The following is a 21,378-nucleotide window of genomic DNA, read 5'->3' on the forward strand; positions in this document are numbered from 1 at the left end:
TTTCCTCAAGGCGAGTCCCTCGGGTCGTGCAGGGCGGTGCTGTGCGGGGTGCTTCGTGTGCTGCTGCACCTGCGGCTCTACGTGGTGTTCGCGGTGCGGCGCTGGACGAGTACGGCGGCGACGATGATCGCGCCCTTGGCGATCTGCTGGACGTCGCTCTGCAGGTTGTTCAGAGCGAAGATGTTCGTGATCGTGGTGAAGATCAGCACCCCGAGCACCGAGCCGACGATGGTGCCGCGTCCCCCCGTGAGCAGGGTGCCGCCGATGATCGCGGCGGCGATCGCGTCGAGCTCGTACAGGTTGCCGTTGGTGTTCTGGCCCGAGCCGGACAGGATGATCAGCATGAAGGCCGCGATGCCGCAGCACAGTCCGGAGAGCAGGTAGAGGTAGAGGCGCTGGCGGCGTACGTCGATGCCGGCGAGCCGGGTCGCCTCCGCGTTGCCGCCGACGGCCACCGTGCGCCGCCCGAAGGTGGTGCGGTTGAGCACGAGCCAGCCGATGATCGTCACGACCGCGAACATCAGGACCAGCGGCGGGACACCGAGGATGTAGGAGTCCCGTTCACCGAGGTCGAGGATGCCGTCGATGGTGACGACCTGGGTGTTGCCGTCGGTGATCTGCAGGGCGAGACCGCGGGCCGAGGCGAGCATGGCGAGGGTCGCGATGAACGGGACCATGGCGCCGTACGCGATCAGCACCCCGTTCACGAGGCCGCAGCCGACGCCGACGAGCACCGCCGTGAAGAGGACCCCCATGAAGCCGAAGTCCTGGGTGGCGACGGTGGTCGCCCAGACCGAGGCGAGTGCCACGATCGCGCCGACGGACAGGTCGATGCCGCCGGAGATGATGACGAAGGTCATCCCGACGGTGACGACACCGATCACCGAGGCCTGGGTGAGGACGAGTTGGAGGTTGCGGGTGTCGAGGAACTCGTCGGGCTTGGTGATGCCTCCGATGAGGATCAGGGCGGCGAGCACGCCGAGCAGTGACAGGGTGCGGACGTCGGCGCGGGCCACGACCGCCCGCCAGGGGCTGCGCTCCGCCTGCGATGACAGCTTCGGGGTGTCGTCCCGGGGCGGGGACACGGGCTGCGTCATGACGCCGGGCTTCCTTCCATGACGAGGTCGAGTACGCGGTGTTCGTCGAGCTCCTGGGCGGGCGCCCGGTGGACGACCCGGCCCTCTCGGAGCACCAGGACGCGGTCGGCGAGGCCGAGGACCTCGGGTACTTCACTGGAGACCATGAGCACGGCCAGGCCTTCGTCGGCGAGGCGGCGGATGACGGCGTACAGCTCGGCGCGGGCGCCGACGTCGACGCCGCGGGTGGGTTCGTCGAGCAGCAGCACCCGGCAGCCGCGCAGCAGCCAGCGGGCGAGGACCGCCTTCTGCTGGTTGCCGCCGGAGAGGGTGCGGATCAGGGCGGACGGGTTGTCGGGGCGCAGCGACAGTTCGCGGGTCGCCTTGCGCGCCGCGTCCCGTTCGGCGGTCCGGTCCAGCCAACCCCCGTACGAGAAGCGGGACATGGAGGACACGGAGACGTTCCGGGTGACGGACTCCAGCATCAGCAGGGCCTGCGCCTTGCGTTCCTCGGGGGCGAGGCCGAGTCCGGCGGCGACGGCGGCCCGGACACTGCCGGGCTTCAACTGCTTCCCCTGCACCCGCACTTGTCCGGTGCTCGGCTTACGGGCGCCGTAGATGGTCTCCAGGATCTCGGAGCGGCCGGAGCCGACGAGTCCCGCGAGGCCGACGATCTCACCGGGGCGCAGGGTGAGGTCGAGCGACTCGAACTCACCCTGACGCGAGAGACCTTGGACCTCAAGCACCGGCTCGGGCAGGTCCTGGTGCCCCGGGCGCGGCGGGAAGACGTACTCGACGTTCCGGCCGGTCATCAGCGCGACGACCTCACGGGTCGGCGTCGACTTCGCGGGCAGGCCGTTCGCCACCGCGCGGCCGTCCTTGAGGACGGTGACCCGGTCGCCGATGCGGCGGATCTCCTCCAGGCGGTGCGAGATGTAGACGACGGCGACGCCCTCGGCGGTGAGGTCCCCGACGATGCGGAAGAGGTTGTCGACCTCGTCCGGGTCCAGGGCCGCGGACGGTTCGTCCATCACGATGAGGCGTACGTCGTGGGAGAGCGCCCGGGCCATGGAGACGATCTGCTGGTGGGCGGCGGACAGTTCACCGACGAGCCGCCCCGGATCGATCTCGGGGTGCCCGAGTCGCTTGAGGAGAGCGGCAGTCGAGGCCCGTGCGTCCTTGCCGCGTACGACGAATCCGGCGGAGGTCGGTTCATGGCCGAGGTAGACGTTCTCGGCCACCGACAGGCCCTCCACCAGGTCGAGTTCCTGGTAGATGGTGGCGATGCCCAGGCGCATGGCGGCGATCGGCGAGCGCAGGGTGACCTGCTCGCCGCGCCAGCCGATGGCGCCGTCGTCCGGCTGGTGGGCGCCGGCCAGGACCTTGATGAGCGTGGACTTTCCGGCGCCGTTCTGGCCGAGCAGGCAGTGCACTTCGCCGGTCAGGACGTCGAGGTCGACGCCGTCGAGGGCCCGGACACCGGGGAACGACTTGGTGATGCCGGACATCGTGAGAAGGGGTGGTTCTGGTGCCATGACGGTTCCCCTCGGCATGTGGGCCGGTTTCAGGGCAGGGCGGAGTGAGGCAGGGCGAAGCCGGGTGGGTGGCGGCTCGGAAGGAGTGCGGCTCGGGAAGAGGGCGGCTCTGGGAGAGACGCTTACTGGTGACTGGCTGCTGGTTCCGGGGTCGGCTCAGGGAGAAGTGGCGTGTGTGCGGCTCTGGAAGCGGGTGTTACGCGGGTGAGAACAGGTGGTCGCTGATGAGGCGGGCCGCGCCGATGACTCCGGCGGTGGGGCCCAACTCCCCCAGGACGATGGGTAGGTTGCCGGTCGCGAGAGGCAGCGACTGGCGGTAGACCTGGGTGCGGATCGCGGCGAGCAGGGTGTGGCCGAGGCCGGTCACTCCGCCGCCGATGACCACCAGGCCCGGGTTGAAGAAGCTGACGAGTCCGGCGATGACCTGGCCGGTGCGGGTACCGCCCTCGCGGATCAGATCGAGCGCGGTGGCGTCCCCCGCGGCAGCGGCGGCGGCGACGTCGATGGCGCTCAGGGCGCCCGCCGCCTCCAGTCGTGCCGCGAGTTCCTGGGAAAGTCCCTGGTGGGCGGCGTCCGTGGCGTCGCGGGCCAGGGCCGCTCCGCTGAAGTGGGCCTCCAGGCAGCCCCGGTTGCCGCACGCGCACGGACGGCCGTCCGGTACGGCCTGGATGTGGCCGATGTCGCCCGCGCTGCCCGTCGTACCGCGGTAGACCTCTCCGCCGACGACGATCCCGCAGCCGATACCGGTACCGATCTTGACGCAGAGGAAGTCGCCCACGGAGCGGGCCACGCCCGCGTGCTGCTCCCCCATCGCCATCAGGTTCACATCGTTGTCGACCATGACGGGGCAGCCGAGGTCCTGACTCAGCGCCTCGCGGACGGGGAATCCGTCCCAGCCCGGCATGATCGGCGGGGCGACCGGCACACCCTCGGGGAAGCGAACCGGACCGGGTACCCCGATGCCGGCGCCGTCGAACCCCTCGGCGAGTCCCGATGCCTTCAACTTCGCCGCCATGGACAGGACCTGCTCGAAGACCGCGACCGGGCCCTCGCGTACGTCCATGGGCTGGTTGATGTGTCCCAGCACCTCCAGCTCCGCGTTGGTGACGGCGACGTCTATCGACGTGGCCCCGATGTCGACGCCCAGGAAGCGCAGCGCCGGAGCGAGCCGGATGTTGTGGGACCTGCGGCCGCCGCGGGAGGCGGCGAGTCCGTCGGCCACCACGAGGCCGGTCTCCAGGAGCCGTTCGACCTCCACGGCCAGTTTCGACCGGGAGAGATCGACCTGATCCCCCAGCTGCGCCCGCGAGTTGGGGCCGCCGTCACGCAGCAGTCTGAGCAGGCGCGCCTGGTGGGCGTTCCCGGGTCGCGCTGTCATACGTCTCACGAGCCCCTCCCCGCCTCATCGGCACCGCCGTCGTTGTCTTTCGAGGGGAACGTAGCAGTGGCTGCCGGGGGTGGGAAGAAGTTGCGCAGGAATTACCTCTTACTTTTTCCACTGAGTGGACAAAGAAGCGTGCGCCGGAGGCTCGCGGGGCAGTCCGGGCTCCGCCCGGGGGTGGTTCTTTGGCTGCGGGTACGTCGCGGCCGGTCGCGCAGTTCCCCGCACCCCTGCCGGGGCGCATACCGGTGCCAATCGCCCAACCTTGTGGCTCCCGCTGTGATCCACGACACGTTACCGGGGGTATCTGAAACATGGTGTCGCAGGTAAATTGCGGGGAGCGCGCTGAAGTCGAGCCATGTTTCTGAGTAGCCGTCAGTCGTCAGTGAGGATCCTTCGCGATGGAGCAGCAGCACGTCGACGTCCTGGTCATCGGCGCCGGAATCTCCGGTGTCAGTGCCGCATGCCACGTACTGCGTGCCGTCCCGGGCGCGTCACTCGTCGTCCTGGAACGCCGTGCCCGCGTCGGTGGCACCTGGGACCTCTTCCGGTATCCCGGTGTCCGCTCCGACTCCGACATGCACACCTTCGGATTCGGGTTCCGCCCCTGGCACGACGCGCGCATCCTCGCCGAGGGCGCGCAGATCCGGCAGTACGTCGAGGACACCGCGGCCCACGACGGCGTGCTGGAGCGCATCCGCTTCCGCCGCCGGGCGATCGGCGCCGACTTCTCGCACGCCACCGGCCGCTGGACCGTCGAGGTCGAGGACGAGAGCACCGGCGCGCGCGAGTCGTACAGCGCGGGCTACGTCATCGGATCGACCGGCTACTACGACTACGACACCCCCTATCGGCCGCGGTTCCCGGGCGAGGCCGACTACCGGGGCACCCTGGTCCATCCGCAGCAGTGGCCGGCCGATCTCGACCACACCGGCCGACGCGTGGTCGTCATCGGTTCGGGGGCCACCGCCATCACCCTGCTGCCCGCGATGGCGGACGACGCGGCGCACGTCACCATGCTGCAGCGCTCCCCCACCTACGTCCTCGGGCTGCCCGAGATCGACCCGCTCACCCGCGTCCTGCAGCTGCTGCGCGCCCCGGCCCGGCTGACGCACAGGATCGCCCGCGCCCGCAACATCGCGCTGCAGCGCGGGAGTTACGTCTTCTGCCGCAGGTACCCGCGCCTCGCCCGCAGGATTCTTCTCGGGCTGGTACGGGTCCGGGCCGGCAGGGACGTCGACATGCGCCACTTCAGCCCGGCGTACAAGCCCTGGGACCAGCGGCTGTGCGTCGTCCCCGGCGGCGACCTGTTCAAGGTGCTCAGGAGCAGGAAGGCGTCGATCGCCACCGGCCACATCGACACCTTCACCGCCGACGGCATCCGGCTGAAGTCCGGCGAGGAACTGAAGGCCGACATCGTCGTGACCGCCACGGGCCTGAACGTCCGCCTCCTGGGCGGTATGGCGCTCACCGTCGACGGCCGCCCGGTGGACGTCAAGGACCGCGTCCTCTACAAGGCGGTCCTGCTGGAGGGCGTCCCCAACATGTCCCTCGTCATCGGCTACACCAACGCCTCCTGGACCCTGAAGGCGGACCTGGCGGCCGACTACACCGCCCGGCTCATCGCGCACATGCGGCGCGAAGGGCACGACGTCGCCACCCCGGTGGCCTCCGACGGTGACCGCTCGGCGGCCTCCGTCATGGGCGAGGCGCTGACCTCCGGCTACATCACCCGCGCCGACGAGGTCATGCCGCGCCAGGGCACCCGCGCCCCGTGGCGGCTGTGGAACAGCTACTACCGCGACCGCGCCATGCTCCGGGACGCCCCCGTCGAGGACGGCCCGTTGCATTTCACCACGGCGGGGCCGCAGACCTCCGTACGCACGCCCGCCACGGACACGCCCACCACGTCCACCTCGGGCATCGCGGACACCGAGGCAGGCGCCCAGGAAGCCCCTCGCGTCGCCTGACCGTCCGGCCCGCACCCCCCCAAAAAAAAGCCCCACCCCCAGCCCCGTACGAATGCACAGCACGCACCGGCCCGCGCACCCGCCTCCCCCCATGGCGGCCGAGCAGACAACCGAGGACGAAGATGACTGCGCACCTGACCAGGAAGCTCTACGACGAGCGCCTGCGGACCCTGTCCGAGGGCTCCGTGAACGTCAACTTCAACGCCTTCGTCGACATCAGGTGGGACGACCCCGAGTTCGCCGTGGACCTCGACGACCCGCGCTGGGTGCTCACCAGCGCGGACGCCCTGGGCGCCCACCCCTGGTACCAGGAGCAGTCGCTCGAAGCCCGCATCCGGATCGGGATCTGGCGCTGGGCGGTCATCGCGAAGGTCGGCATGCAGTTCGAGAACCTCCTCATGCGCGGAGCCCTCGACTACATCTACCAACTGGACAACCGGGACCAGGAGTTCAGGTATCTCACCCACGAGATCACCGAGGAGACCCACCACACCCAGATGTTCCAGGAGCTGGTCAACCGCACCGGCGTGGACACCGCGGGCGGCAAGCGCTGGTTCCGGCAGCTCAGCCGCATCCTGCCGCTGGCCGGTTCGCTCTACCCCGAGGCGTTCTTCACCGGCATCCTGGCCGGCGAGGAGCCCATCGACCACCTGCAGAAGGGCGCCCTGCGCAGCGGGGAGCCGGTGCATCCCCTCCCGCAGCGGATCATGCAGATCCACATCGCCGAGGAGGCCCGGCACATCTCCTTCGCGCATGAGTTCCTGCGTCTGCGGGTGCCGCGCTTCGGCAAGGTCCGCCGCGGCGCCCTGTCCGTCCTGTTCCCGCTGATCATGCGGTCCCTGTGCGACGTCATCATGATCCCCGACCGGAAGTCCGCCGCCCAGGTCGGCATCCCGGCCTGGGTGGTCAAGGACGTCTTCTGGAAGTCCGAGGCCGGGCAGCGGATGCTCCACGACCTCTTCTCCGACGTGCGGATGCTCGCCCAGGACATCGGTCTGATGAACAAGGTGTCCCGGCCCCTGTGGAAGGCCCTGCGCATCGACGGCCGCCCGGCGCGCTTCCGCGGTGAGCCCGCCGCCCTGCACACCGACTGAGCCGCCACCAGCCGCGCCTCGCCCTTCCCCCGAACGGAGACCAGCCCGCCGTGCCGTACGTCGTCACCCGATCCTGCTGCGCCGACGCCTCCTGCGTGCTGGCCTGTCCGGTCAACTGCATCCACCCCGCGCCGGGCGAAGCCGGATTCGCGACGGCCGAGATGCTGTACGTCGATCCGCTCACCTGCGTGGACTGCGGCGCCTGCACGACCGCCTGCCCGGTGGACGCGCTCAAGCCCCATACGGCCCTCGGCGAGCCCGAGTTGCCGTTCCTGGAACTGAACGCCTCCTACTACAAGGAGAACCCGCACGCCGACCGCACACCCATGTACGTCGTGCCCCGGCAACGCGAGCTCCCGGCGGGCGAGTTGTCCGTCGCCGTCGTCGGCGCGGGGCCCGCCGGTCTCTTCGCCGCCGACGAGCTGCTGCGCCACCCCGGTGTACGCGTCACGGTCCACGACCGCCTCCCCACGCCGTACGGTCTCGCGCGGGCCGGTGTCGCACCGGACCACCAGGACACCAAGCAGGTCACCCAGCTCTTCCGGACCATCGAGTCCCAGCCCGGCTTCGGCTACCGCCTCGGCGTCGAGGTCGGCACCCACCTCACGCACGCCGATCTCCTGCGCGAGCACCACGCGGTGATCTACGCGGTGGGCGCCGCGACCGACAAGCGCCTCGGCATCGAGGGCGAGGACCTGCGGGGCAGCGCCTCCGCGACGGACTTCGTCGCCTGGTACAACGGCCACCCCGACCGTGCGGACGACGCGTACGACCTGGACACCGAGCGGGCCGTCGTCATCGGCAACGGGAACGTCGCCCTCGACGTCGCCCGCATCCTCACCGCCGACCCCGACGTCCTGGCCCGTACCGACATCTCCGACCGCGCGCTCGCCGCGCTCCGCGCCAGCAAGGTCCGTGAGGTCGTTCTGCTGGGCCGGCGCGGCCCCGCCCAGGCGGCCTTCACCGTGCCCGAACTGCTCGCCCTCTCCGCCGTCGAGGACGTGGACGTCCGCGTCGAGGGCTGGCCGGACGGTCTGGACCCCGCCGCCACCGAGAAGACCCGGCTGCTGTCGCGGCTGGCCGCCCGGACGCCGGTCGGGGGCCGCCGCCGTATCGTGCTGCGCTTCCTGACCAGTCCCGTCCGCCTCACCGGAGACACGTCCGTCCGGGCCCTGGAGGTCACCGCCACCGCGCTGCACACGGACGAGGACGGCTCCGTACGCGCCCTGCCCACCGGCGGGACACAGGCCCTGGAGACCGGTCTCGTCCTGCGCTCGGTCGGCTACCGCGCCCGGCCCGTCCCCGGCCTGCCCTTCGACGAGGACAGCGCGACCGTCCCCCACGAGGGCGGCAGGGTCGAGCCGGGCGTCTACGTCGCGGGCTGGATCAAGCGCGGGCCCACCGGCTTCATCGGGACGAACAAGACCTGCGCCCACGAGACGGTCGAGTCCCTTCTCGACGACTTCGCCGCCGGTCGGCTCGCACAGCCGGTGCGCGGCGGTGTCAGGACGACGACGGACGCGCTGGGAGTGACCGCTCCGGGAGTGGACGCGCTGGGAGTGGACGCCTGGCGTGCGATAGACCGTGCGGAACGGGCGGCGGGCGAGGCACAGGGCCGTCCGCGCGTGAAGTTCACGGACACCGAGTCGTTGCGCCGGGCCGCACGCGCCGTCCCGGCGACGGCGGCACGCGGCTGATACCCACAAGGCCCGGGGAGCACACGGCCGACACCCACGCCGACCCCCGCACAGCCCGGGGCGGAGGGCTCAGACCCTCCGCCGATCCGGCTGAAAACGCCTACAGATCCGCCACGCGCTGCTGCGGCGACAGCTCCACACCCAGGTTGCGCAGTGTCGCGTCCAGCACCGCCCAGACCGAACGGCACAGCATCTCGCGCAGCTCCTCCTCGGACAGCTCGCGCTGCTCGTCGCGCACCCACTGGTTGACGGAGGTGTCCACGAAGCCCACGATGCCGATCGCCACCGACCGGATCGGCGCCTCGGGCACCCCCAGTGCCTTGAGCACGTCCCCGAACCGGTCGCTGAGCATCAGCGCGATGGCCGCCTTGGTGTCCGCGACCAGCGACCCGTCGCCCATCGCGTGCTCCCCGACGCCCATGTAGGCGTACAGGCGCGGGTGTTGGGACACCCAGTCCAGATGCGCGCCCACCACGCGCCGTACGGACTCCTCGATCGTCCCGTCGAAGGTGAGGGTGGGTTCGATCCCCCGCATGAACGACTCCACCACCCGCCGGCGGATCAACTCGTCCAGCGTGGCGCGGTCCTTGAAGTGGCGGTACAGCACCGATCGCGGCAGCCCCACGCGCTCCGCCAGCCGCTGCAGTTTGAAGCGCGTGCCCTCGTCCTCGATGAGGGCCACCGCCGCGTCCACCAGGTCGAGCTGTCGCTGCGCCTTGTGGTCGTCCCAGCGGGTGGAGCGCCCGTCGGTCTGCGGCTCGCCGCCGGTTCTGTCAGCCATCTCGCCACACTACCGACGTCCCGGCGAGGGCACGGACGCGACGAACCACTACTGGTCACGCGGGCGGGCGTGGTACGTCGTGCGGGTGTGTTCGGTGTGGGTACGCATGACCTCGGTCGCGCGCTGTTCGTCGCGGGCCGCGATCGCGGCGATCAGGTCGCGGTGCTCGATCCAGGACTGCTGCCCGCGCTGCCGGGCGACCGGGGTGTAGTACCAGCGCACCCGCCGGTCGACCTGCGCGGCCAGTTCGGCGAGGACCGTGTTCCCGGCGAGGTCCATGACCTTGGCGTGGAAGCGGGCGTTCGTCGCGACCGCGGCGTCCACGTCGTCGGCGGCCACGGCCGCCTCGCCCTCGGCGCACAGCGCCTCCAGGTCGGCGATGTCGGAGGTGCCCGTGTTGGCCGCCGCGAGCCGGGCGGCCTCGGCCTCCAGCAGTGTGCGCACGGTGAGGAGTTGGTCCGCCTCCGCCTCGGTCGGCTCGTGCACGAACGCGCCCTGGGCGGGCCGCAGATCGACCCACCCTTCCGTGTTGAGCCGCTGCAGCGCCTCGCGCACGGGCTGCCGGGAGACCCCGAGGTGTCCGGCCAGTTCACTCTCGACCAGGTGCTGACCGGGCTGGAGGGCGCGTGTCGTGATCAGTTCGAGCAGGGCCTCGTAGACGCGGTCCCTGAGCGGCCCCGGCCGTTCGAGCTTCGGCACGGACCCCTGCGGCAGTCCGGTCGACAACATCGCGGTCCCCCTCCTGGGCAGTGGCGGCGTGTGCGCCGACGGCACGGCAGCCTGAAAGCCAGTATCAATTGTCTTTCGTCTACAGTCTACGGCGCACAAGGGCCAGGCCGAGGGGGAGTTGGCCTCGTCACACTCCGCAGGACCCGCAGGTCACGGGCAGTGGATGACCTGACCCGCGTACGAGAGATTGCCGCCGAAGCCGAAGAGGAGGACGCGGTCGCCGGTGGAGATCTCGCCGCGTTCGACGAGCTTGGACAGGGCCATCGGGATGCTGGCGGCGGAGGTGTTGCCGGACTCGACGACATCGCGGGCGATGACGGCGTTCACGGCGCCGATCTTCCCGGCGAGGGGTTCGATGATCCGCAGGTTCGCCTGGTGCAGCACGACCGCGGCGAGGTCCTCGGGGGTGACTCCGGCGCGCTCGCAGGCCTTGCGCGCGATGGCCGGCAGTTTGGTGGTGGCCCACCGGTAGACGCTCTGGCCCTCCTGCGCGAACCGGGCGGGGGTGCCCTCGATGCGTACCGCGTGCCCCATCTCGGGCACCGAGCCCCAGAGCACCGGTCCGATGGCGGATTCCTCGGCGGCCTCGACGACGGCGGCGCCCGCCCCGTCCCCGACGAGGACGCAGGTCGTACGGTCCGTCCAGTCGGTGACCTCGGACATCTTGTCGGCGCCGATCACCAGGACGCGGGTCGCGCCCCCGGCCCGTACGGCGTGGTCGGCGGTGGCCAGCGCGTGCGTGAAGCCGGCGCAGACCACGTTCAGGTCCATCACGGCCGGTGACGGGATGCCGAGGCGGGCGGCGACGCGGGCGGCCATGTTCGGCGAGCGGTCGACGGCGGTGGAGGTGGCCACCAGGACGAGGTCGATGTCCTCGGGGGTGAGGCCGGCGGCGGCCAGGGCCTTGGCGGCGGCGTGCGCGGCCAGCTCGTCGACCGGTTCGTCGGGTCCGGCGATGTGGCGGGTACGGATGCCCACCCGGCTCGTGATCCACTCGTCGCTGGTGTCGACCAGCTCCGCCAGGTCCTCGTTGGTGAGAACCCTGGCGGGCTGGTAGTGGCCGACGGCGGTGATGCGTGAGCCGTTCATGGGCGGTCCCTTGCTTGCCGGGGTAACGGGACTCACCAGTCTGATCAGGTACTCACGGGTACGCGGGCACGTAAAGTCACAGGATTGCCGCGTCACCCTTGTCGGCTTCCGTCAGACCCTCGGACGCCCGAACACCCCTCCAGCGGACGTTCGGGTACCTATCCCATGATCACGCCCGGCGGCCCGCCCATGGTCGCGGGCGGGTGTTCATCCCGTGAACAACTGGGTCGCTTTCTGTACGAGCTCGTACAGACCATAGGCCAGCGGCGCTCCCACCCAGACCCAGGCGAAGACGATCAGCGGGCGGCGGTCGGGCACCGGGCCGTCCGCCGCGGCACCGCCCGGCGGGCTGCTGTCACTCGTGGACATCGGCGGCCTCCTTCTTCTTCTGGGCGGGGACGTGGTGGCGGGCGTCGACGGGCCGGACGAGTTCGTTGGCCACGAACCCGACGGCGAGCAGTCCGATCATGATGACCAGTGACAGTCCGTAGAGGGACGCTCCGGATTTGCCGGCCTCCTCCTGCCGGTCCGCGATCCAGTTGACGATCAGCGGTCCGAGCACCCCGGCCGTGGACCAGGCGGTGAGCAGCCGCCCGTGGATCGCACCGACCTGGTAGGTCCCGAAGAGGTCCTTCAGATAGGCGGGGACGGTCGCGAAGCCGCCTCCGTAGAAGGAGAGGATCACCAGCGCGGCGATGATGAAGACGGGCTTGGAGGAGTCCCCGACCCAGGCGATGAGCGCGTACATCAGCGCGCCGACGCCCAGGTAGACGCGGTAGATGTTCTTGCGCCCGATCAGGTCGGACGTGGACGACCAGCCGATGCGGCCCGCCATGTTCGCCGCCGAGAGCAGCGCGACGAAACCGGCCGCCGCCGACACCGAGACGGGGGTCGAGGTGTCCGCGAAGAAGTCCGTGATCATCGGCGCGGCCTTCTCCAGGATGCCGATGCCCGCGGTCACGTTCATGCAGAGCACGATCCACAGCAGCCAGAACTGCGGGGTGCGCACGGCACTGTTCGCGGAGACCTGGACGCCCTCCAGCGGGGCCGGGGTGCCGTCGGCCGCGGTCTTCGCGGGGCGCGGCACGCGCACGAGCAGCACACCGAGCGACATGAAGACGGCGTACGTCAGTCCGTGCACGAGGAAGGCGAGCGCGATGCCCGAGCTGTCGGAGCCGAAGGACTCCAGCATCTGCGCGGACCACGGCGAGGCGATCAGCGCGCCGCCGCCGAAGCCCATGATGGCGATGCCGGTGGCCATGCCGGGCCGGTCCGGGAACCACTTGATGAGCGTGGAGACGGGCGAGATGTAGCCGATGCCCAGGCCGATGCCGCCGACGAAGCCGTAGCCGAACACGATCAGCCAGTACTGCTCGGTGGCGGCGCCGAGGGCGGAGATCAGGAAGCCCGAGGAGAAGCAGATCAGGGCGACCGTCATCGCCCAGCGCGGCCCGTTGCGCTCCACGAGCGTGCCGCCGAACGCGGCGGACAGGCCGAGCATCACGATGCCGAGCTGGAAGGGCAGGGCGCTCTGGGTGCCGCTGAGGTCGAGCGCGGACTCCAGGGAGGGCTTGAACACGGACCAGGCGTAGGCCTGTCCGATGGAGAGGTGGACCGACAGGGCCGCGGGCGGGACCAGCCAGCGGCTCCAGCCCGGTGGGGCTACAGGGGGACTCATGATCCCGGACGATAGGAAGCGGTTGTTCAGTTGGGAAGGCGGTCCGCCCCAACTGGTCGACCGTATGCGGTGAACGGTATGCGGGCTGCGGTGAACGGTCGGTTTCGGCCGACGAACGGTGTTTCCGGCCGAACTCCGTCTCTCTACCAAGGGTGTTCGGGAGACGACCCTCAGCGAACCCTTGAGCCGGCTCCAACCCGCGAGGGCGCCCGCGGACGCCTCGTCCCAGGTGCTGCGCGAACCCTTGCTGCCCCAACTCCCATACTGTAGACAATATTCAGTCGACATGGTTCATCACGCTTCAACGCTGTTCAGCGTCTCCTCGGTACCCTCGACCGAACGGAGCCCCCAAGTGACTGTGCTATCCCGGGGAGCAACCCCCGGACCCCCGGCAGAAAAGCAGGTCGGCCGGCACGGCCGGAACCTCTTCGCGAGGAGGTTCCGGTGAAGGTGGCAGTTCTCGGCGCCGGTGCGATCGGCGCCTACGTCGGAGCCGCGCTGCATCGCGCGGGTGCCGATGTGCACCTCATCGCCCGTGGACCGCATCTCGCGGCCATGAGGCAGCACGGAGTGCGCGTGCTCAGTCCGCGCGGTGACTTCACCGCCCGGGCCCACGCCACCGACGACCCGGCCGAGGTCGGCCCGGTCGACTTCGTCCTCCTGGGCCTGAAGGCCAACTCGTACGCGGCGTGCGGGCCGCTCATCGAGCCCCTGCTCCACGACTCGACCGCGGTGATCGCCGCGCAGAACGGCATTCCCTGGTGGTACTTCCACCGGCACGGCGGCCCGCACGACGGCCACCGCGTCGAGAGCGTGGACCCCGGCGGCGCGGTCAGTGCGGTGATCGCGCCCTCCCGGGCCATCGGCTGTGTCGTCTACGCGGCCACCGAACTGGCGGGCCCCGGAGTGGTCCGCCATCTCGAAGGCACCCGCTTCTCCATCGGCGAACCCGACCGTACGGTCTCGGTGCGCTGCAGCGAGTTCGGCGAGGCCATGGTGGCCGGCGGGCTCAAGTGCCCGGTGGAACCGGACCTGCGCAACGACATCTGGCTCAAGCTGCTCGGCAACATCTCCTTCAACCCCATCAGCGCCCTGGCCCGGGCCACCATGCGGCAGATGTGCCTGCACGGCGGCACCCGCCGGGTCATCGAGATCATGATGACCGAGACGCTCGCGGTCGCCGAGGCACTGGGCTGCCGGGTGGGTGTCTCCATCGAGCGGCGCCTCGCCGGCGCGGAACGGGTCGGCGACCACCGCACCTCGACGCTCCAGGACCTGGAGCGCGGCAAACCGCTCGAACTCGACGTGCTGCTCGCCGCCGTCGTCGAACTGGCGGAGATCACCGACGTCCCGGTGCCCACACTCCGCACCGTCCACGCCATCTCGGACCTGCTCGCACTGAGGACCGCCGCATGAGGAGCCCCATGCAGAACCTGAGGACCGCCGTATGAGGAAGCGAGACCGAACTCCCAAGGTCTACAACCGACTTCAGTACCCCATGGTCCGTGACTCCCGTGACGAGCCCTTCCGCAGGGCGAGTTGGGACGAGGCCCTGGACCGGGCCGCCCGGGGCCTGGGCGCGGCGCGCGACGCGTTCGGCCTGTTCTCCTGCGCCCGCGCGACCAACGAGATGAACTACGTGGCGCAGAAGTTCGCCCGCGTGGTCATGGGCACCAACAACGTCGACTCCTGCAACCGCACCTGCCACGCACCCAGCGTGGCGGGCCTGTCGGCGGCCTTCGGCTCGGGCGGCGGCACCTCCTCGTACGCGGAGGTCGAACACACCGACCTGGTCGTGATGTGGGGCTCCAACGCCCGTTTCGCGCACCCGATCTTCTTCCAGCACGTCCTGAAGGGCATCAGGAACGGCGCCCGGATGTACGCGGTCGACCCGCGCCGCACCTCCACGGCGGAGTGGGCCGAGAGCTGGCTCGGGCTGAACGTGGGCACGGACATCCCGATGGCCCACGCGATCGGCCGCGAGATCATCCGGGCGGGTCTCGCGAACGACGCGTTCATCGCGCGGGCGACCACCGGTTTCGAGGAGTACAAGCAGCTCGTCGAGCCGTGGACGCTGTCGCTCGCGGAGAAGGTGACGGGCGTACCGGCCGCCGCGATACGGGAGTTGGCGCACGCCTACGCCCGCGCCGAGCGCGCCCAGCTGTGCTGGACGCTCGGCATCACCGAGCACCACAACGGCACGGACAACGTCCGGGCGCTCATCAATCTGTCGCTCCTGACCGGGCACGTGGGCCGCTTCGGTTCCGGGTTGCAGCCCCTGCGCGGACAGAACAACGTGCAGGGCGGCGGTGACATGGGCGCCATCCCGAACCGGCTGCCCGGCTTCCAGGACATCCTCGATCCGGACACCCGGCTGAAGTTCGAGTCGGCGTGGGACACCGTCATCCAGCCGCACTACGGGATGAACCTGACGGAGATGTTCGAGGCCATGGAGGAGGGCTCGCTCAGGGCCGTCTACTGCATCGGGGAGAACCCGGCGCAGTCGGAGGCCGACAGCGAGCAGGCGGTACGCCGTATGAAGGCCCTGGACTTCCTCGTCGTCCAGGACATCTTCCTGACGAAGACGGCCGAGCTGGCGGACGTGATCCTGCCCGCGACGGCCGGCTGGGCCGAGACCGAGGGCACGACCACCAACAGTGAGCGGCGGGTTCAGCGGGTGCGGCGGGCGGTCGTCCCGCCCGGCGAGGCCCGCGAGGACATCGACATCCTCTGCGACCTCGCCTCCCGCATGGGACACGAGTGGAAGTACGAGGACTCCGAGGCGGTGTGGGACGAGCTGCGCTCGGTGTCCCCGGACCACTACGGGATGACGTACGAGCGGCTGGAGGAGCATCAGGGCATCCAGTGGCCGTGCCCGCGGACGGACCGGATCGAACCGACCTATCTGCACGGCAGGTTGTGGGAGTCCGACCCGGCCGCGCGGGGTCGGCTCGCGCCCTTCGGGATCGTCCAGCACGATCCGCCCGTCGATCTGACGGACGAGCAGTTTCCCATCCGGCTGACCACCGGGCGGCGGCTCGACTCGTACAACACCGGGGTGCAGAGCGGTGGTTTCGCCTCGCCGATGCGGCGGGGTGAGTTCGTCGAGCTGTGCCCGGAGGACGCGGAGCGCTACGGCGTGGTGGTCGGCGAGCAGGTCCAGGTCTCCTCGCGGCGCGGTGCGGTGGTGGCCCCGGTGTGGGTCGACACCGCGCTGCGGCCCGGGCTCGCGTTCATGACCATGCACTTTCCCGACGAGGTGGACACCAACCAGCTGACGATCGAGGCCAACTGCCCGATCGCGGGGACGGCGGAGTTCAAGGCGTCGGCGATCCGGATCGAAAAACTGCCGGTCGCTACTCAAGTGAGGTGATGTCAAGTGGACCTGCACTTCGGTGACAGCAAACCGACGGACGAGGAACGGGCGGCGATCGACACGCTGCTCGGCCCTCCGGAGTCTTCGTGGGAGGGCGCCGACCGGTCCGACGCCGACCTGAGGTGGGCACGCGGCGGGCGAGAGGCCCGGGAACGTCGTGACCTGCTGTTGCCGGGGCTGCACGCCGTCCACGACCGGATCGGCTGGATCAGCGAGGGCGCCCTCGACTACCTGTGCCGGCGGCTCACCGTGCCGCCGGCGGAGGCCTACGGTGTCGCCACCTTCTACGCGATGTTCTCGGTGAAGCCGCGCCCCGCCACGGTCCTGCACGTGTGCACGGACCTGGCGTGCGCGGCGGCCGGGTCCGCGGAACTCTGCGCGGGCGTCGAGGCCCGCCTCGGCCTCGGCAGCGGCGTCAGCGTCGAGCGCAGCCCCTGCCTCGGCCTGTGCGAACGGGCCCCGGCCGCCCTCGCGGTCAAGGCCGGCGACCCGGTGCGTACGGCCGTGTCGGCGCCCGCGACCGTCGAACGGGCCGTGCTCGCGGCGGGCGCGCCCGACTCGGCGCCCGAGGAACCGGCCGCCGCGCTGGCGGTCCCGCAGGCCGGGGACCCCTCGCTGATGCTGCTCGGCCGGATCGGCGTGGTCGATCCGGCGTCGATCGACGACTACCGGGCGCACGGCGGTTACACGGCCCTGCGGCAGGCCTTCGCGATCGGCCCCGCCGGGGTCATCCGCGAGGTCACCGACGCGGGCCTGGTCGGGCGCGGCGGCGCCGCCTTCCCCACCGGCCGCAAATGGCAGGCCACGGCGTCGCAGCCCGACCACCCGCACTACCTCGTCTGCAACGCCGACGAATCCGAGCCCGGCACCTTCAAGGACCGTGTGGTCATGGAGGGCGACCCGTACTCCCTCGTGGAGGCGATGACGATCGCGGCGTACGCGGTCGGAGCGCACAAGGGCTACCTCTATCTGCGCGGCGAGTACCCGCGGGCCCTGCGCCGCATGGAGCACGCCGTCGGACAGGCCCGCACGCGTGGTCTGCTCGGGGACGACATCCTCGGCCAGGGCTACGCCTTCGACATCGAGATCCGGCGCGGCGCGGGCGCGTACATCTGCGGTGAGGAGACCGCCCTCTTCAACTCCATCGAGGGGTACAGGGGTGAGCCGCGGTCGAAGCCGCCCTTCCCCGTGGAGAAGGGTCTGTTCGGCAAACCGACCGCCGAGAACAACGTCGAGACCCTGGTCAACGTCCTGCCGATCCTCACCATGGGCGCCCCGGCGTACGCGGCGATCGGCACCGGCACCTCCACCGGGCCGAAGCTGTTCTGCGTGTCCGGCAGCGTGGACCGGCCCGGCATCTACGAGCTGCCGTTCGGCGCCACGCTCGGCGAGCTGCTGGAACTGGCGGGCGTACGCGAGCGGCTGCGCGCGGTGCTCCTCGGCGGCGCGGCCGGCGGCTTCGTACGGCCCGACGAGCTGGACATCCCGCTCACCTTCGAGGGCACCCGGGCGGCCGGCACGACGCTCGGCTCCGGGGTGGTGCTGGCCTTCGACGACACCGTGCCGCTGCCGCGCCTGCTGCTGCGGATCGCCGAGTTCTTCCGCGACGAGTCGTGCGGGCAGTGCGTGCCGTGCCGGGTCGGGACCGTGCGCCAGGAGGAGGCCCTGCACCGCATCGTCGAGCGGACCGGCGCCGACGCGGCGGCCGACATCACGCTGCTGCGGGAGGTGGGCCGGGCCATGAAGGACGCCTCGATCTGCGGTCTGGGACAGACCGCGTGGAACGCCGTGGAATCCGCCATCGACCGCCTGGGGGCGTACGAATGACCGTGACATCGCTGGGGATCCCCCGCCGACTGCTGGAGTTCCGGATCGACGGCGAGCCCGTGCGGGCGCCGGAGGGCTCGACGATCCTCGACGCCTGCCGGTCGGCGGGCAAGGACGTGCCGACCCTGTGCCAGGGCGACACCCTCACCCCCAAGAACGCCTGCCGGGTCTGCGTCGTCGAGGTCGAGGGCGCCCGCACCCTCGTCCCGGCCTGTTCTCGCAAGGCCGAGGCGGGCATGGAGGTGCGCACGGACACCGAGCGCGCCAGACACAGCCGCAAGATCGTCCTTGAGCTGCTCGCGTCCTCCGTGGACCTGTCGACCACACCGGAGGTCGCCGGCTGGCTCAAGGAGTACGAGGCCAAGCCCGACCGGTTCGGCCCCGGCGCGGCCCGCGTCGACGAGCAGCCGAGGATCGACAACGACCTCTACGTCCGCGACTACGACAAGTGCATCCTCTGCTACAAGTGCGTGGACGCCTGCGGCGACCAGTGGCAGAACACCTTCGCGATCTCGGTCGTCGGCCGCGGTTTCGACGCCCGGATCGCCGTGGAGCACGACGGCCCCCTCACCGATTCGGCCTGCGTGTACTGCGGCAACTGCATCGAGGTGTGCCCGACGGGCGCGCTTTCGTTCAGATCGGAGTTCGACATGCGTGCGGCGGGTACGTGGGACGAGTCGGCGCAGACCGAGACGACCACGGTGTGCGCCTACTGCGGAGTGGGCTGCAACCTCACCCTGCACGTACAGGACAATGAGATCGTCAAGGTCACCTCGCCGCACGACAACCCGGTGACCCACGGCAACCTCTGCATCAAGGGCCGCTTCGGCTACCAGCACGTACAGAACCGGGACTGATCAGGACATGGGACGAGTCACGGAACGACGCAAGGTGATCCGCATCCGCGACGGGGTGGTCTCCGCCCGTCCGGACACGCTCGTCGCCGAGGAACCACTGGAGATCCGCCTCAACGGAAAACCCCTCGCGATCACGATGCGCACCCCGGGCGACGACTTCGCGCTCGCGGCGGGCTTCCTGGTCAGCGAGGGGGTGCTGGGCGCGGCGGACGAACTGCAGAACATCGTCTACTGCGCCGGCGCCACCGTGGACGGCTCGAACACGTACAACATCGTCGACGTACGGACGGCGCCCGGCGTCGTCATCCCCGACATCACGCTCGAACGCAACGTGTACACGACGTCGTCCTGCGGGCTGTGCGGCAAGGCCAGCCTGGACGCGGTCCGTACGACGGCCCGCTGGACGATCGACGACACGCACGGCGGCACGACTCCCCCGGTACGGCTCGGGCCCGAACTGCTCGCGAGCCTCCCCGACCGGCTGCGCGCGGCGCAGCGCGTGTTCGACCGGACCGGGGGTCTGCACGCGGCGGCCCTGTTCACCGAGGACGGCGAGCTGGTCGACATCAGGGAGGACGTGGGCCGGCACAACGCGGTCGACAAACTGGTCGGCCGCGCCCTCCAGAACGGCTCCCTGCCGCTCTCCCGCACGGTCCTGCTGGTCTCGGGGCGCGCCTCCTTCGAGCTGGCCCAGAAGGCGGTGATGGCGGGCATCCCGGTGCTCGCCGCGGTCTCGGCGCCGTCCTCGCTCGCGGTCGACCTGGCCGCCGAGTCCAATCTGACCCTCGTCGGTTTCCTGCGGGGCACCTCCATGAACGTGTACGCGGGCGAGCACCGCATCGCTCTGCAGGCCGCGGCCGCCCAGGGCTGACCGGTCTCCCCGCTGCACGGCGGCGGGGCCCCGATCCGGCGGGGAGCGCCCCCTGCGCCGGAGGGGCCCCGCCTCACGCCCACAGAGCGGTGGTACGCGCCTATCTGACGCTCCATCAGCACCCATCCGGAGGTACCCGCGCGGCAGGCGCGTACCCCGGTGGCCCCCGTCTCGTTTTCCTGACGACCTCGAACGGGCCGCCATACGGCCCGTCGTCCGGGTAGGAGGCGGTTACTTGGATGCCGGCACGACCCTGTTCGGTTCGTTACTTGCCTGCGTGGGCGTGCTGGGCGCGGCCCTCGTGGCATATATGGGAAAGCGGGGCGAGAACGCCCTGAACGGATTTTCGAGCCTGACCGAGAAGCTGCAGTCCGAGCGCGACCGGCTGGAACGGCAGATCGCCGAACGCGACACGCGCATCGACGAGTTGGCGACGATGCATGTCGCCGACCAGTCGGAGATCGCTCGCCTCCGCCTCGACATCGACCGACTCGGAGGGGCTCCGTGAGCAGGTTCCAACGGGTGCTCGCCGTGCGCTGGCGCAGCATGTTCCTCGTCTGTGTGCTGATCGCGCTCAGTGGCGTCGCGGTGATCCTGTGGGCGCGGATCGACGCCGGTGACCGCAGGGCCGACGAACTGCGCGCCGAGGCGGACCGGCGCGGTGACGCCGTGTCGACGCTGGCGCAGGACGTACGCGCGCTGCGCGCCCAGGTCGAGGCCGGCGGCGGCACTCCCGCGGCCCCCGACCCCTCCGACGCGGTGGACGACCTGCTCGACCGGGTGCGGGTGCCCACCGCGGCCCACGGCCGGCCGGGCGCCAAGGGCGAGCGCGGCGCCACCGGGGCGGGCGGTGAGGCCGGGGCCGGCGGGAAGCCGGGGCCGGGCGGGGAGCGCGGAGCAAGCGGATCGCGCGGCGAACCCGGGCCGCCGGGGCCGTCCGGTTCGCCGGGACCCTCGGGAGAGCCCGGCGAGCAGGGCCCTCCGGGGACCGACGGCGCGGACGGCACGAACGGGAACAACGGCGCCGACGGGGCCGGAGGACCGGCGGGGCCGCCCGGCCCCGACGGCGCCCAGGGCTATCAGGGCACCAGAGGGGACACCGGGCCCCGGGGGGAGAAGGGCGAGAGAGGCGAGAAAGGGGAGAAGGGCGACCCCGGTCCCGGCTGCCCGGACGGCTACAGCTTCCAGGCGTCCGCGAACGACCCCGACGCGCTGGTCTGCCGCAAGGCCGCGGCCCAGGCCCCGCCCGCCGACCCGTCGGGGATCCCGCCGGTGCCACCGCCGCTGTTCCGGCGCAGGCGACGGACGGTCAGCGACTAGGACCTGTCGTCAAATTCCCGACGTCCGCCCGGAGGGCGGGCCGGGCGGCGTCTGGTGCGTGCTCTCGGTGTGCCGGGCGGAAGGCCTCGTACTGGAC

General features: G+C 70.9%; 18 protein-coding genes. 10 read left to right on the forward strand and 8 right to left on the reverse strand.

The window, feature by feature from the left end:
* Positions 1-77 precede the first annotated feature (77 nt).
* From ACFVH5_RS11655 to ACFVH5_RS11665, 3 genes are all read right to left on the reverse strand, one after another.
* Positions 78-1,097, reverse strand: coding sequence for an ABC transporter permease (locus ACFVH5_RS11655; protein ID WP_384804762.1), 1,020 nt, complete (start codon positions 1,095-1,097; stop codon positions 78-80).
* The gene (locus tag ACFVH5_RS11660) at positions 1,094-2,611 is read right to left on the reverse strand and encodes a sugar ABC transporter ATP-binding protein (RefSeq protein ID WP_385833351.1); all 1,518 of its coding nucleotides are present in this window, start codon (positions 2,609-2,611) and stop codon (positions 1,094-1,096) included. Before ACFVH5_RS11660 ends, ACFVH5_RS11655 begins: the two co-directional genes overlap by 4 nt.
* A gap of 196 nt (positions 2,612-2,807) precedes the next feature.
* Positions 2,808-3,989 carry an ROK family transcriptional regulator gene (locus ACFVH5_RS11665; protein ID WP_107016858.1) on the reverse strand — a complete coding sequence of 394 codons (1,182 nt, stop codon included), beginning with the start codon at positions 3,987-3,989 and terminating at the stop codon, positions 2,808-2,810.
* Positions 3,990-4,393: 404 nt separating this feature from the next.
* On the opposite strand from ACFVH5_RS11665, the gene ACFVH5_RS11670 reads away from it, so the two are divergent.
* The 3 genes from ACFVH5_RS11670 (at position 4,394) to ACFVH5_RS11680 (ending at position 8,753) form a co-directional block, all read left to right on the forward strand.
* Positions 4,394-5,962 carry a flavin-containing monooxygenase gene (locus ACFVH5_RS11670; RefSeq protein ID WP_385833352.1) on the forward strand — a complete coding sequence of 523 codons (1,569 nt, stop codon included), beginning with the start codon at positions 4,394-4,396 and terminating at the stop codon, positions 5,960-5,962.
* A 122-nt stretch (positions 5,963-6,084) separates the two neighbouring features.
* Positions 6,085-7,056, forward strand: a complete 972-nt coding sequence (locus ACFVH5_RS11675) for a diiron oxygenase (RefSeq protein ID WP_384804768.1) — start codon at positions 6,085-6,087, stop codon at positions 7,054-7,056.
* A 50-nt stretch (positions 7,057-7,106) separates the two neighbouring features.
* The gene (locus ACFVH5_RS11680) at positions 7,107-8,753 is read left to right on the forward strand and encodes an FAD-dependent oxidoreductase (protein ID WP_385833353.1); all 1,647 of its coding nucleotides are present in this window, start codon (positions 7,107-7,109) and stop codon (positions 8,751-8,753) included.
* Positions 8,754-8,853: 100 nt separating this feature from the next.
* Here the strand turns inward: ACFVH5_RS11680 and ACFVH5_RS11685 are convergent, their stop codons facing one another.
* From ACFVH5_RS11685 to ACFVH5_RS11705, 5 genes are all read right to left on the reverse strand, one after another.
* Positions 8,854-9,534 (reverse strand): TetR/AcrR family transcriptional regulator, encoded by a 681-nt coding sequence (locus ACFVH5_RS11685; RefSeq protein WP_385833354.1) that lies wholly within the window; start codon positions 9,532-9,534, stop codon positions 8,854-8,856.
* Between the two features lie 48 nt (positions 9,535-9,582).
* Entirely contained in the window at positions 9,583-10,263 is a 681-nt protein-coding gene (locus ACFVH5_RS11690) for a GntR family transcriptional regulator (protein ID WP_385833355.1), read from the reverse strand.
* Between the two features lie 150 nt (positions 10,264-10,413).
* Positions 10,414-11,352 carry a beta-ketoacyl-ACP synthase III gene (locus tag ACFVH5_RS11695; protein WP_385833356.1) on the reverse strand — a complete coding sequence of 313 codons (939 nt, stop codon included), beginning with the start codon at positions 11,350-11,352 and terminating at the stop codon, positions 10,414-10,416.
* Positions 11,353-11,559: 207 nt separating this feature from the next.
* Positions 11,560-11,721, reverse strand: a complete 162-nt coding sequence (locus ACFVH5_RS11700) for a hypothetical protein (RefSeq protein ID WP_384804777.1) — start codon at positions 11,719-11,721, stop codon at positions 11,560-11,562.
* Complete coding sequence (locus ACFVH5_RS11705; protein ID WP_107016851.1) at positions 11,708-13,030, reverse strand: OFA family MFS transporter; 1,323 nt, start codon at positions 13,028-13,030, stop codon at positions 11,708-11,710. The genes ACFVH5_RS11700 and ACFVH5_RS11705 overlap by 14 nt, the downstream gene beginning before the upstream one ends.
* Before the next feature lie 444 nt (positions 13,031-13,474).
* Between ACFVH5_RS11705 and ACFVH5_RS11710 the strand changes: the two genes are divergently transcribed.
* The 7 genes from ACFVH5_RS11710 to ACFVH5_RS11740 all read left to right on the forward strand — a co-directional run bounded on the left by ACFVH5_RS11710 (position 13,475) and on the right by ACFVH5_RS11740 (position 21,281).
* Positions 13,475-14,446 (forward strand): 2-dehydropantoate 2-reductase, encoded by a 972-nt coding sequence (locus ACFVH5_RS11710; protein ID WP_384804781.1) that lies wholly within the window; start codon positions 13,475-13,477, stop codon positions 14,444-14,446.
* Between the two features lie 31 nt (positions 14,447-14,477).
* A complete protein-coding gene (locus ACFVH5_RS11715) occupies positions 14,478-16,403 on the forward strand; it encodes a molybdopterin oxidoreductase family protein (protein ID WP_385833357.1) in 1,926 nt (641 codons plus the stop codon).
* Between the two features lie 6 nt (positions 16,404-16,409).
* Positions 16,410-18,233: an NAD(P)H-dependent oxidoreductase subunit E gene (locus ACFVH5_RS11720; protein ID WP_385833358.1), complete on the forward strand. Its 1,824-nt coding sequence runs from the start codon at positions 16,410-16,412 to the stop codon at positions 18,231-18,233.
* Entirely contained in the window at positions 18,230-19,090 is an 861-nt protein-coding gene (locus ACFVH5_RS11725; protein ID WP_385833359.1) for a 2Fe-2S iron-sulfur cluster-binding protein, read from the forward strand. The genes ACFVH5_RS11720 and ACFVH5_RS11725 overlap by 4 nt, the downstream gene beginning before the upstream one ends.
* A gap of 7 nt (positions 19,091-19,097) precedes the next feature.
* Positions 19,098-19,961, forward strand: a complete 864-nt coding sequence (fdhD, locus tag ACFVH5_RS11730; protein WP_385833361.1) for a formate dehydrogenase accessory sulfurtransferase FdhD — start codon at positions 19,098-19,100, stop codon at positions 19,959-19,961.
* A gap of 235 nt (positions 19,962-20,196) precedes the next feature.
* Positions 20,197-20,469, forward strand: a complete 273-nt coding sequence (locus tag ACFVH5_RS11735) for a hypothetical protein (protein ID WP_384804791.1) — start codon at positions 20,197-20,199, stop codon at positions 20,467-20,469.
* Positions 20,466-21,281: a collagen-like protein gene (locus ACFVH5_RS11740; protein ID WP_385833362.1), complete on the forward strand. Its 816-nt coding sequence runs from the start codon at positions 20,466-20,468 to the stop codon at positions 21,279-21,281. The genes ACFVH5_RS11735 and ACFVH5_RS11740 overlap by 4 nt, the downstream gene beginning before the upstream one ends.
* Positions 21,282-21,378: the final 97 nt, after the last annotated feature.

This window comes from Streptomyces sp. NPDC127119, from assembly GCF_042677425.1.
In the GTDB taxonomy this organism is placed as follows: domain Bacteria; phylum Actinomycetota; class Actinomycetes; order Streptomycetales; family Streptomycetaceae; genus Streptomyces.